The sequence below is a fragment of the Fictibacillus norfolkensis genome (assembly GCF_014836645.1).
In the GTDB taxonomy this organism is placed as follows: Bacteria; Bacillota; Bacilli; order Bacillales; family Fictibacillaceae; genus Fictibacillus; species Fictibacillus norfolkensis.
The window spans coordinates 863229-876496 of record NZ_JACSQM010000001.1; the positions used below are offsets into that span (position 1 = coordinate 863229).

At 40.5% G+C, this 13268-nt stretch carries 11 protein-coding genes; 3 read left to right on the forward strand and 8 right to left on the reverse strand.

The window, feature by feature from the left end:
• From H9648_RS04095 to H9648_RS04125, 7 genes are all read right to left on the reverse strand, one after another.
• On the reverse strand, positions 1-945 hold the full coding sequence (locus H9648_RS04095) for a carbohydrate ABC transporter permease (RefSeq protein WP_191752611.1): 945 nt from the start codon (positions 943-945) through the stop codon (positions 1-3).
• Between the two features lie 68 nt (positions 946-1013).
• Positions 1014-2342, reverse strand: a complete 1329-nt coding sequence (locus tag H9648_RS04100) for an ABC transporter substrate-binding protein (protein WP_191752612.1) — start codon at positions 2340-2342, stop codon at positions 1014-1016.
• Between the two features lie 429 nt (positions 2343-2771).
• Entirely contained in the window at positions 2772-5132 is a 2361-nt protein-coding gene (locus H9648_RS04105) for a glycoside hydrolase family 10-like protein (protein ID WP_191752613.1), read from the reverse strand.
• Between the two features lie 175 nt (positions 5133-5307).
• Positions 5308-6060, reverse strand: coding sequence for a glucosamine-6-phosphate deaminase (gene nagB, locus H9648_RS04110; protein ID WP_191752614.1), 753 nt, complete (start codon positions 6058-6060; stop codon positions 5308-5310).
• The gene (gene nagA / locus H9648_RS04115; RefSeq protein WP_191752615.1) at positions 6057-7244 is read right to left on the reverse strand and encodes an N-acetylglucosamine-6-phosphate deacetylase; all 1188 of its coding nucleotides are present in this window, start codon (positions 7242-7244) and stop codon (positions 6057-6059) included. Before nagA ends, nagB begins: the two co-directional genes overlap by 4 nt.
• A gap of 32 nt (positions 7245-7276) precedes the next feature.
• On the reverse strand, positions 7277-8074 hold the full coding sequence (locus H9648_RS04120) for a MurR/RpiR family transcriptional regulator (RefSeq protein ID WP_191752616.1): 798 nt from the start codon (positions 8072-8074) through the stop codon (positions 7277-7279).
• A 15-nt stretch (positions 8075-8089) separates the two neighbouring features.
• Complete coding sequence (locus tag H9648_RS04125; RefSeq protein WP_191752617.1) at positions 8090-8770, reverse strand: N-acetylmannosamine-6-phosphate 2-epimerase; 681 nt, start codon at positions 8768-8770, stop codon at positions 8090-8092.
• A 406-nt stretch (positions 8771-9176) separates the two neighbouring features.
• On the opposite strand from H9648_RS04125, the gene H9648_RS04130 reads away from it, so the two are divergent.
• Positions 9177-10151: a nuclease-related domain-containing protein gene (locus tag H9648_RS04130; protein ID WP_191752618.1), complete on the forward strand. Its 975-nt coding sequence runs from the start codon at positions 9177-9179 to the stop codon at positions 10149-10151.
• 223 nt (positions 10152-10374) lie between these two features.
• On the opposite strand, the gene manA is transcribed toward H9648_RS04130, so the two are convergent.
• Entirely contained in the window at positions 10375-11334 is a 960-nt protein-coding gene (gene manA, locus H9648_RS04135; protein WP_191752683.1) for a mannose-6-phosphate isomerase, class I, read from the reverse strand.
• A gap of 217 nt (positions 11335-11551) precedes the next feature.
• Here manA and pxpB point away from each other — a divergent pair, with 217 nt between their 5' ends.
• Both pxpB and H9648_RS04145 read left to right on the forward strand, forming a co-directional pair.
• A complete protein-coding gene (gene pxpB, locus H9648_RS04140) occupies positions 11552-12253 on the forward strand; it encodes a 5-oxoprolinase subunit PxpB (protein ID WP_318243481.1) in 702 nt (233 codons plus the stop codon).
• Positions 12250-13263 (forward strand): 5-oxoprolinase subunit C family protein, encoded by a 1014-nt coding sequence (locus H9648_RS04145; protein WP_191752619.1) that lies wholly within the window; start codon positions 12250-12252, stop codon positions 13261-13263. The genes pxpB and H9648_RS04145 overlap by 4 nt, the downstream gene beginning before the upstream one ends.
• The last annotated feature ends 5 nt before the right edge of the window (positions 13264-13268 follow it).

The following is a 13268-nucleotide window of genomic DNA, read 5'->3' on the forward strand; positions in this document are numbered from 1 at the left end:
TTAAACACGCAGATCGTCTTCGCGTTTACTTGTTAACTTCATCTGTAAGAGTGATGCGGCTATCGCAAGTACGAGTAACACGATACCTGCAGCAGAAGCGATGCTTACGTCAAGACTCATAAATTTGTTATAGATGTACATAACAAGCGTCGTTGTCGCACCTGATGGACCACCGCCTGTTGTTAATGCGATCTCTTCAAAGACTTTCATTCCGGCAATGATCGTCATAACCGATACGAGTGTAATAGACGGCGTTAGCATAGGAATTGTAATCTTCGTAAACTGCTTCCAAACAGATGCTCCATCAATACTTGCAGACTCATATACGTCCTTTGGAATCGATTGCAGACCAGCTAAATAAATGATCATATAATAGCCAAGTCCTTTCCAAACGGTGATGGCTGCTACGGCTGTTAGTGCGGTTGATGATTGAACCAGTAGATTGGTAGGACCATCGAACACGCCTAGTTTTACTAAAAACTCAGAGATAATTCCGCTTTGTGAATAAAGCATCTTCCACATGAGCGCAGCTACTACCATTGGTGTGATAACCGGTAGATAGTAGAGTACGCGGAACGTGCCAGCTCCTCTTATTCTTTGGTTTACAAGGACTGCTAAAATCATTGGTAAAAAGACGTTTAATGGCAAGACGATCACGAGGAACGTCAGCGTGTTGACTAATGCAACCCAGAAATACTTATCTGCAAACATCTCTTTAAAGTTATCTAGACCAACATATTCTCCAGTACCCGCAATGATTTTATAATCCAGAAAACTCCACTTGAACGCTTCTAGAATCGGATACACTAAAAACGTAGCTAGAATCACGATAGCTGGCAGTAAAAACAGCCATGGCGTAAGGAACTTCATGCTAAACTTTTTCTTCTTTTTTGTAGTTGTAATTTTTGTTTTTACATTTGGCAAAACAACAGGTTCTCTGTTCATGTTAGAACCCCCCTTTTAAAAAGTAGAGACTAGGCTTTTTTTAAAAGCTAGTCTCTTCATCTACTACATTAGAATGTTACTTTTTCATCTGATTTTTCAAATGCTTTGTTCCACTCAGAAGCAAGTTCTTTTAACGCTTCTTTCGGAGTTAATTTACCTTGTAAGTTTTGGATGAAGATGTTCTTTGTTGCTGTACGCAGGTCAGCACTGTTTTCCGTTGGAGGAATAAGTACTTCAGCGCGGCTTAAAGACTTAGAAGCTTCTAACATACCAAATGCTTTTGGAGAATCTCCTGGATTCTTGAAGTAGTCATCTTCTAAAGATTTCTTTGTAGCTGGAAGAACGGTACCTGCTGTTTTAGCAAATTCTAATTGGTTTTCAGCATTTGATACATACTCTGCAAGAGCTACGGCAGCATCTTCGTTCTTTGTTTTTGCTGGAACCGCAAAGTTCATAACCGCTACGTTCACTGGTGCATCATCTGCGTTCAACGGCTGTCCTGCTTTAGAAGCTTTGTACACGTCAGGAGCTCCTGACTCGATCGGTCCTAGGAAAGTTACGCCGCCTTCAAGCATAGAAACGTTTCCTGCCATGTAAAGCTCTTGACCTGTTTTAATCGAGCCTTCCGCTGCTTCTTGCGGAATGATTCCTTCTTTATACATCTTCTGAGTTGCCTCAAAGAATTCTAATAGATCTTTGTTATCTGCAAACTTTGCTTTACCATCTTCAACGATAGGAGTTCCGTTCGCGATTGAAACCATTTTTTCCATGATCGTGTTTCCGTCATTGATAACCGGGAAGTATGATGGTTTACCCGTTGCGTCTTTTACTTTTTTCGCAGCTTCATAAAGTCCCTTTGTATCGGTAGGAAGCTCTGAAACGCCTGCTTTCGAGAAAGCGTCGTTGTTATACCAAGAAACAGTTGTTGTTAAGTACCATGGCAAAGCATATAGCTTATCGTCATACATTCCCGACTCGTATGGTCCTTCTACAAAAGAGTCCTTCGTCTCGTCGCTCACCGCATCTGTAAGGTCTAATAGTCCGCCTTGAGCAGCAATATTAGACATATAATGAGGATTTAAGTTAACAACATCAGGAACATCGTCACCTGTAAGCGATGTTAACACTTTTTGCTCCATCTCATTTTGAGGAACGTCTTCAATCACAACATCAAGTTTCGGATGAAGCTTTTCGAAGTCTTTTTCGATATTTTTGAAGTAGGTGTCAAATGGCTCACCTGCTAATGACGCTGTCCAAAGTGTAACTTCTCCGGAAAGCTCTCCATCTTTAGCAGACCCTTTCGCCTTATCATCCTCTCCGTTGCTGCACGCGATCAAACTTAGTGACAATGCTGCTGCTAGTGAACCAGAGACCAATGTTTTTGTACGTTTCTTCACTTTTCATTTCCCCCTCAGAAACATTTTGGTAAGCGTTTTCTTGATAACTCAATTATAAAAGTAAGATTAAGAGATTTCAATCCATTTTAAAAATAATTTTCATTTTATATTAATTGCTGAAAATTAATTTCTTTCCTTACTGACTAGACGTATGAATGGACCGTGAACGTAAACATTTTACGGTACGTGATTTTATATTTGTTACACGTTCGCTCAATTTATAGGTGGTTTCACTCCAACTAGTTTGGGTTTCGCTCAAAAATACATATGTTTCACTCCAACATGGTTAAGTTTCCCTCCGTAGGATCATCATTTCACTCCGTACCAAACTAAAATAAAAAAGCTGACAACAATAGGTCATTAGATGTACCTTTTGAGCCAGCGTTTTATGTTTTTTTAATAAAAATCCAATTATTAAGTAAAGTGAAATTACTTTTGATGCTTTAAAGCGTAATTCACCCACATTTTCGCATCAAGAAGATCAGCTTTCATTCTCTCTCCAACCACTGGAGCAAGTTTTTCGTCCGCAACTGCCTTTTCTACTTTAGCCACAGTAGAATCAAACACGACAGAACTGTTCTTGATATCTTTTTCTACTACTTTATTAAGTTTCTTAATCGCTAGTTTAAGAGAAAGACCTTCTTTTTTATTTACTGCACCTTGAGGAATATAGATTTTCATTATTTGTTTTTCGATATCTTTTAGCACTGTTCGGGATGCCAATATCGGTTCTTCACCAGGATTTATTGCTTTCTCACGCCAAGGTCCTTTTCCAAGTGCATCTACAGATGGGGCACTTGCTTGGCCAAAAGCAAACATGTTTACACCCGATGTTCCGTATTTTGCAGATATAACATCATTTACGCTAGCCATTTCACTTAAATGGTGATAGAAAGAGTAAATTCCTGTGTAGTACATCGTTCCTTTTGGCATAAGTTTTTTGCTCTCTGTTACTGTTTTTTGAATGCTGTTGAAGTCATGTCCATATGCTTGTGGTATGACGCCATCAATATCCTCTTTCCAGTCGCTGATCTGCACCGCTTCTGGACCTGGTTCAGGTGTAGCTGTCAGCATAAACTTTTTATTCAGCCCTTTTGTTTGAACGTGAAGCTTGTCAACAAATTCGTTCTCACGATCACGGAGCCATTGGAGCCATTCTTCCCATTCAGCAGGTGTTGTTGTTGGTGAAAGCGTGTACGGATCGATTCCTGTTTTTTCTTGATAAAGCCGTTTCGTCCGCTCGCTGAAACCGTAGCTTTGTTCAAACTTATGATGCGGGTAACGCATATAATCAATGTTAAGACCCTTGATGTCATAATCGGCTTGCATCTCTTTATAAATATCTAACATAAAATCCTGAACGTCAGGCTGTGCGATATCAAGCCAGTAATATTTGCTCGCTGTATCTGGCTGGAACGTTCCTGTTATATTGTTGCGCTGGATCGCTGCCCACTCTGGATATTTTGCGAATTGGGACGGAACACCTATGCTACTTTCTCCGATCATGAATCCATCTGTCCACGCTTGGATTGTCATCCCTCGCTTTTTCCCTTCTTTTACATAAGCTGCAAGAAGATCTTTTCCGTACTTGCCATAATCACCATTCGCAAAGCGTGGATGCTGTGATGGGAGACCATATTTCTTCATGACATCACTCGGATAGATGGTATAACCCCAAAATGTTGTTTCTAGATAAACAGAATTAAAACCCGCTTTCTCCATACGATCAAGGACTTGATTAACTCCTGCCAATGTAGTTTCCTCTGGACGATACCAGATTGCACGTTGCTCCGCTTCATGAGAAGCCAGTGAATAATAGTACGCGTCATAAGCGGATTGGGTTGCTTGTCTTGTTTTATCTAATGATCTTATAGGATCGCTTGTTTTGATCGCTTCCGCTTCAGCTAAAAGTGACTCCGCTTTTTGAATCGCAGCTTTCGCTTCTTCAAAAGCGACATCTAAATACTCTGACTTTGCTTTTTCAATAGACGATCTTGCTTGATCAATCGCTTGCTGACTTTGATATTGAAAACTCTCAACGTCTTGTACGATTTCTACAACATTTTCACTCACCTTAACTTTCGCGCCAATGATGGAGTTAGAAGAGATCCAACTGGAATTAACTCCATGTCCACTTACGACAAAACCATTTTTTGGAATCTTAGAATTACCGCCCCCAAGCTTTGTAACAAATCCATTCTCTACTGTAATTTCATAACCATACTGATTGGTCTTTGTAGACTCACCGAACGCCGGTTTGTAGACAATCAGTTGATCAGGTCCGCGGAATCCATCAAACACAGCTCCATCTGGGTTTGATTCTCTTGTTGGATCTACTGCATTAGACTGTTTTTGCTCACGTTTTTCAGTTGGCTCATACAATGTCACGGACTCTCCCGCTTCCAACTGTGTTAAAAAGCTTCTAATTTCAGTTGATGAAATATCTCCAGTTGATAAAACGAGCCCATCCTCAGGAATTGCGCTGTCACCATCTGTGTCTTTTACCACACGGTATGTATTTACACCCGTTTTTTCTAAGACTACTTCCATACTTCCTTTTTGTGTTTCCGTGTAATAACTAAATTCATCGTTAAATAAGATCAGTTTGTTATCATTGGCCAACTGATTTTTGCCGTTGATCGCCATCTGATCACCAGACTCATCTTTAACGGACAAGACATTGTAAGGTACATTTTCTTGCGCTTTTACTGAACCTGACAGGTCAAAAGCTGAAAAAACAAGACTTGTAGCTAGAAGGGAACCCGTTAAGACTTTAAATTTTTTCTTCATAATCAGTCTCCTTTTATTGTTTTGGTAACGCTTTCAAATTATTATAATGTTTTTCTAAATTATTTTCACTATTATTAAATTTATGAAATTTATTTTCATTTTCTTATCTCATTAGGACGGACAAGGGGTTTCAGGTTGGAAACACGAAAAAAGACCCTGTTAAAAAAGGGTCTTTTTACTTATGTTTTAAATCTTCTTTTTTTATTAGCGAAAGTGCCTCTTCGTCTGCAAGAATCGTTACGTTATGATGATTTTTTAACGCAGATGCTGGCAACTGTTCATTGACTTCATCTGTAGTTAACAATTGCTTCATCACTTCAGCTTTATCAAGGCCCGAGACCAGAAGTATAATCTGCTTAGCCTTTAAAATGGATGCAATCCCCATTGTAATAGCATGTGTTGGCACATCTTCCAAACGTTGAAAAAACCGAGCATTTGCTTTGCGTGTTATTTCAGCAAGCTCAATGATATGAGTGTGCGATGAAAAAGAGGTTCCAGGTTCGTTAAATCCAATATGACCGTTGCTTCCTATACCTAGAATTTGAATATCAATGCCTTTTTCTCGGCTCAGCTCAAGATCATAACGGTTGCATTCAGCTTCTAAATCCTCTGCTGTTCCATCAGGGATATGAATATGGGATTCAGGAACATTAATATAAGCAAATAGATTTTCCTCCATAAAATAGCGGTAACTATTAGTGTCTTCGGAATCAATTCCAACATACTCATCCAAATTGTAGGTGCACACTTTCTCATAAGATGTTCCGTTCGACCTGTAATCTCGAATCAATTCCTGGTAAAGACCTATTGGTGTGCCACCTGTAGCAAGCCCTAGATTGGCATCTGGCTTAAATCGAACTTTTTCTATAATCATACTCGCTGCAATAGAGCTCATTTCATGATAGTTCTTTGCTTCTAAGATTTTCATGCTTCAACACCCCTTCTGTAAGCGAGATCGCCTTTACAAAAAGTCATCACCACTTCTAAGTCTTCGTCTAGAACAACAATGTCGGCATCTTTTCCTGGCGCGAGACTCCCTTTACAGTCAAAAACGTTCAGTTCCTTTGCAGGGTTAACAGACGTCATTTGAATGATGTCAGAAATTGAACAGCCGGTAAATTGCATCATGTTCTTCACCGCTGTGTTCATCTTGATGATGCTGCCAGCAAGTGTTCCATCTTTTAGTGTCGCCGTCTCATGTTGAACGGTTACCTCCTGGCCGCCAAGATCGTACTGCCCATCACCGAGACACTTTGCCCGCATCGCATCCGTCACTAACACGACTCTCTCATTTCCTTTTTGTTTGTAAGTTAACGAGATGAGTTCCGGCCGAACGTGGATTCCATCAGCGATTAGTTCTGTCGTCAGTTCGTCGTGTAAGAGTGCCGCTCCCACAACTCCAGGCTCACGGTGGTGAAGTCCGCGCATTCCGTTATAAAGGTGAGTCACATGAGAAGTGCCCGCCTTCATTCCGGTAACCACTTCTTCATACGTCGCGTCAGAATGTCCGATCGACGCAACGATATTTTGCTCTTGCAGATATGAGATGACTTCAAGACTACCTTCAATTTCAGGCGCAATTGTAACGAGCTTAATGTGCCCTGAAGCTAATTCTTGCCACTGTTTAAAAAGTTTTAAATTTGGTTTAATGATCGCGCCGACTGGCTGTGCACCCGCTCTTTTTTCAGAAATAAATGGTCCTTCAAGATGAATGCCGAGCGTTTCAGCTGTTCCTTCCAATTGCCCAGCTTCAATAAATAACCCTGCGTTTTCAAGCGCTTTTTCAATTTTGCTCTGCTCTTGCGTCATCGTTGTTGCAAGAAAGCTAGTCGTACCTTCTTGAGGCAGAACGCTCGCAATGGTTTGTAGCGCATCAAAGGTAGCGTCCATTGTATCTGCACCAGCAGCTCCGTGAATATGAACATCGATCATTCCAGGAACGATGTGATACGTTTCAGGAAGTTCGATAACCTCTGTTTGATCATCATCTGGAAAAAAGTCCTTACTTAAATCTATTATTTTTCCGTTTTGTGTGGTGATTGAGCCTCTATGGATGGTTTGGTTCTCGCCGTAGATCGTTGCATTCTTTAAGGTAATTCTTTTTCTAACCATTACACTGCCTCCAATAAAGGGTGGGGAGTAATCTATATTTCCCGTGATTTGATTGCTTCTACAGTTTCCAAATATTTTTCTTCACGTTTGCTATCCGATAAAAAATACAGACTTATCCTATCAATTAAATACAGTGTGCTTAAATCTAATCCTGTTAGAAGGTGATGATTTCGAAGCGGATGAACCGTCCACAAAATAACATCAGAAAGTTTGGTGAGTGGCGTTTCCCCGAAAGCTGTAAAAGATATCACAACAGCTCCTTTTTCTTTCCCTCTGGAAATGGACTGAAGAAGATCAACAGTTTGTCCTGAACGAGAGAAGGCTAGGATCACATCGTCTTTTTGCAAAAGTGTGCTACGAATAACCATTAAGTGTGGATCAGTAATGGCTTCACAAACAAAGCCCATTCTGCTTAAACGGTAGTTTAATTCTTGCGCGGCTAATCCAGAACTCCCAAGTCCATATATAAATATTCGTTTTGCACTTGTAATGTAAGTTAAGACTTTCTGAAGTTGATCGCTGTCTCCAAGATCCTGGACATCTGTCAGCATATCTCGATAAGAAGAGGATAGTTTTTGTTCGATCCCTTCTCCTTCTTTAGACTCTTTTACTCCAGCAAGCTTTACCTTCATTTCAACAAAATTTCGACAAGAGACCTTTTTTGCGAAACGGGTGATTGAACTGATCGAAACACCTGTGATGTCAGCAAGTTCTTGTATATGACTTCGTGAAGCTTTTTCAGGATTACTCAAAATAAAATTCGCTATTTTCTTTTCCTTTTCAGATAGAGTGAAGAAAATACTTTGTATTTCTTTTAATAATGAAGCCATTCATATACATCCTTTTTACTTTGGTATTTGAGCAACAAAACGTTCTGTAATCTGCTGTGGACGCGTGATTGCGCCTCCAACAACAACAGAATAAGCACCGATTCCAATTACTTCTCTCACCATTTCAGGTGTCATAATGTTCCCTTCTGCAATCACTGGGATCGATACTTCTTTTAGCACCTGTTTTAAAAATTGAAAATCATTTTCATACAGTTTGCTCTCTTTAGATTCCTCTGTGTAGCCGTAAAGAGTAGTAGAAATGCAGTCAAAACCTAGTTTCTCAGCGTTCTTGGCTTCTTCAACGGAAGAGATGTCAGCCATGAGCTGCACGCCTGGGTTCTTTTCACGAGTGTATAAAACGAGTTCTTCTAGAGTGAGCGCTTTTGGTCTTTCTCTGAGTGTTGCATCTATTGCAATCATTTCACAGCCGCTCTCAATTAATTCATCTACTTCTTTTTTTGTTGCAGTGATATAAATTTTGCTATCATCATAATCTCTTTTCACAATTCCGATAACAGGCAGATCCACTTCCTGTTTGATTGCTAGTATGTCTTCTTTGGAGTTCGCACGGATACCAGACGCTCCGCCTTCTTTTGCCGCAAGAGCGAGTTTAGACATGATAAAAGAGCTATGCAACGGTTCATTTTCTAGTGCTTGGCATGATACGACTAGACCTCTTCTTATTTGTTTTAACATATGATTTACCTGCCATTTCATATTTTATGAAAATAATAGTCATATTCATTATAATTTTGGTAATAATTTTCTTGATACTATTAAAATAACATATTTGTTGAATTGAAAACAAAAAAATTTTTATTGTGCATGCATGAAATTTGATAGTTCATAAGTGAATTACGGTACGTGTTATTTTATTTGTTACACGTCCGCTCAAATCTGACTTCGTTTCACTCCAATTCTGTTTCTTTTCGCTCATCGAAGCATCGTTTTCGCTCCAACGGTAACTAGTTCCGCTCAGAAAGCTCACTGTTTCACCCAGACTCGTATTTTTCTTATCTAAACGCACAGAATATTTTTTGAACGTGGAGGATTTTGTCTAAAAAAGTAGAAATAATGCTTAAAACGATAAAGGAGAGATGCAATGATAATAAAAGAAGCTTCAGAGTCTATTAAAATTAGAAAACTAAAGTTGATTATGAAGAGATTTCCACTCCACCATCCTGTTCGGAATGAAATCGAAGTTGAATTAATTAAAAGTGTGACCGGTTATAATGGTGAAAAATCCCTAGACTATCACATGGAGTTACTTCCAAAAGACGAAACTTACATTTTCCATGATCTTCGCCTTCCTTTGGGGGCAAGTTACTTTCAAATCGACATCCTCATTTTAACACCAACTTTTTTTCTCATACTCGAAGTGAAAAACATGTCTGGCACATTAATCTTTGACCAAGAATTTTACCAACTCATACGAATTTACAAAGACAAAGAGGAAGTTTTTCCAGATCCAATCTCACAAGTTTATCGACAAACTCATTTATTGAGAGAATGGCTCAAACAACTGAAATTCCCCTATATTCCCATCGAATCACTCGTCGTCGTAAGTAACCCCAACACTCGTGTTAAAAGCATTCCCCAGCATAAAGATATTTCGAATATGGTTACTCATAGTGCTAATGTACTTGCAAAGTTTCATGGATATCAGAACACCCGAACGAAAAACGTGATTTCTAAAAAAGATATTAAAAAATTATCTCGCCTTTTACTTAAGCATCATAGCGAACCGAATCATAACTATTTTCAACAATTTTCAATCACTGAAAGCGACTTGTTAAAAGGAGTGGCTTGTACAGAATGCCTTAAACTGCCTATGATTAGATCGAGGAGAAAGTGGTTTTGTCTAAAATGCGGGCATTATGACAAACTTGCCCACATTGAAGCTTTAAGAGAATATGCTTTTTTGTTGAAACCCTCTATTACAAATTATGAATGCTGTGATTTTTTTCAAATCCCCTCACGTCATATCGTCAAACACCTGCTAAATTCGATTGAACTTCCAACCTCCCAATCTGGAAAACATAAAATTTACCATCTTGAAGATTTATTACGTATGTAATGTTTTTTTATTACTGTTTTACGGTACGTGTTATTTTATTTGTTACACGTTCGCTCAAACATTGCAGGGTTTCACCCCATACATGATGCGTTTTGCTCACTCCAAAGCTGTTTTCGCTCCAACAGCACTGCTTTTCACTCCAATCATCCTCCGTTTCGCTCAAAAGCTCCCGCTACAACAAAAAAACAACCGGAATTCCAACATTCCGGTTGCTTCATCTTCTCTATATACTCGGATGTGACACGATGAACCGTGCATCTCCGTTCATTCCGAAGCTTTTTATTGTTGAAGGGACGATAAAATGGTCACCTTTACTAAACGTAGATGTCGTTCCACCTTCTACCTGCAGTTCACCTTCACCATCTAGGACGCTTACGAGCAAATAAGATGGATTTTCGACCTCAGCAACAGCTCCAGCCAGATTCCAATGATAAACGGTAAAGTAGCTCTCCTTCACCAGTTTTTTGATTCTTAAATCATCGTTTCCAGACAACACCGGTTCGAAATCAGCGTCTTCATGTGGAATCATCGCGACTTCGATCGATTTTTCAATGTGAAGTTCACGTAAGTTCCCCTCATCATCACGACGGTCGTAATCGTACACACGATACGTAACATCTGAGCTTTGCTGTGTTTCAAGAATCATCGTGCCTGCGCCGATCGCGTGGATCGTTCCGTTCGGTACATAGACGAAGTCACCTGGCTTGATCGCCACTTTACGAAGCAGCTCGTCCCAGCGGTTCTCGTTTACCATCTCTTCAAACTGAAGCTTGGAACCCGCATGATGTCCATAAACAAGCTCTGCTCCAGGCTCACAGTCGATCACGTACCAGCATTCTGTTTTACCGAACGCCTCGCCTTCCACTTCGCGTGCATACGAATCATCAGGGTGGACTTGAACGGACAGATCAGTCTTTGCGTCCAAGATTTTTACAAGCAACGGAAAGTCTTCACCTTCTTGGTCAGCAAATAGTTCTCGATGCTTATCCCATACTGAATTCAGTGATTCTCCTTTTAATGGTCCGTTCAATACCTCACTCGGCCCGTGCGCATGGGCGGAAATTCCCCAGCACTCTCCAGTTGTTTCGGTCGGAATCTCATAACCGAACTCTTCACGAAGCTTCGTACCGCCCCAGATTCGGTCCTTAAATACAGGTTTTAGAAAAATAGGTTCATTATACACGCTTTTCACATCTCCCCACATGGGTATAGTCCCTCCCATTCTAAACGTTTGTTTAAAGATAAACCACCTGATAGGATAAAAAAATCGGACTAGAAATTATTACTATCGGGAATCTAAGAATGTAGGTTTGATTTTGTTACATATTCCGATATACTAGACCTTTATAAATATACAAATATTCTGATTAATTTTACATAAAAAGACAGGAGATCTGATGATGAAATATACCATTGAGCCACTTGGCGATAACAGCATGATCATTGAACTCGGACAAGATATGAGCCATGAGATCCAGCAAAAAGTCAAAAAAGTCTCCTCATTCTTTGAAGAGAATAGGTTTGATTGGGTAATTGAAACAGTTCCTGGTTTTACGACTGTGGCTGTTTTTTATGATCCTTTGAAGATCAAGACGAAGACACTTCCTTATGATGAAGTATGCGCATTTTTGGAACCGCTTTTAGAAAAATTAGAGGTTGACGGTGACGCTGAACCTCGTGTGGTAGAGATTCCCGTCTGTTACGGCGGTGAGTTTGGTCCTGATTTAGAGGAAGTCGCGAATCATAACGGACTAACGGTTGACGAAGTGATTGATATCCATTCAAATGGTGAATACACCGTTTATATGATTGGGTTCGCCCCTGGATTTCCGTATATTGGTGGCATGAGTGAAAGAATTGCAGCACCGAGAAGAAGTAATCCGAGACTGAAGATTCCAGCCGGTTCTGTTGGAATCGCGGGCAAACAGACAGGCGTGTATCCGATTGAAACACCTGGCGGATGGCAGCTGATCGGCAAAACACCCCAAAAGCTATTTACTCCTGATGGTGATACGCCTTCCCTGCTTCAAGCCGGTGATCAGATCAAGTTTGTTCCGATCTCAGAAGAAGAGTTTCAAAAAATAGAGGAGGACGCGAAATGATTAAGATTACAAAGCCTGGCCTCCTAACGAGTGTTCAAGATCTAGGCCGTTACGGATTTCAAAAATATGGCGTGATCACGAGTGGTGTCATGGACACGACCGCTCATCGGATAGCAAATTCTTTAGTTGGAAATGCTGAGAATGAAGCAACATTAGAACTCACGTTGCTCGGACCTGATATGGAGTTTAGAGAAGACACGCTGATTTCGATCTGCGGCGGCAATCTTTCTCCTTCTATTGACGGGAAACCCGTGAAGTTATGGCGCTCAGTGTTGGTGTCGGCTGGCAGCAAGCTGAAATTCGGCGGCTGTAAAACGGGATGTCGTGCATATCTCGCTGTTGCGGGCGGTTTTGATGTTCCAGAAGTGATGAACAGCAAATCTACATACTTACGAGCAGGAATCGGAGGACATAACGGAAAAGCTCTGCAGAATGATGATGAGCTTTCTTTGGGCAAGCCGAGTGAACTTTCCGAAAAAATAGCAAAAGTTTTAGCGGCACAGTTCGGAGAGAATAAATTCGTGGAGATGCAGTGGACGATCTCTTCTGATTTTATCGCGTCTTCTGCTTCTAAACCGCTAGTTCGAGTCATAAAAGGGAGACAATACGACTGGTTCACAATAGAAAGTCAGATGAAGCTTTTTACCGAACACTTCGAAGTTACATCACAGTCAGACCGGATGGGTTACCGTTTAAAAGGACCTGAGCTTGCTCTCGAAGAGAAACAAGAGATGCTTTCTGAAGCTGTGAGCTTTGGAACGATTCAAGTTCCATCAGAAGGCAATCCGATCGTACTGCTCGCTGACCGCCAAACTACCGGAGGATACCCAAAGATCGGACAGATTGCCACGGTTGATCTTTCAATCATGGCGCAGCTGAAGCCTGGAGACAAAGTACAATTCGTCGAAGTTTCACACGAAGTGGCCCAACAACTCTACTTAGATCGAGAAAAGAAATTGCATCAGTTAAAACAAGGAATCGCACTTAAAATACGACAAGAAACGAAGTAATTTAG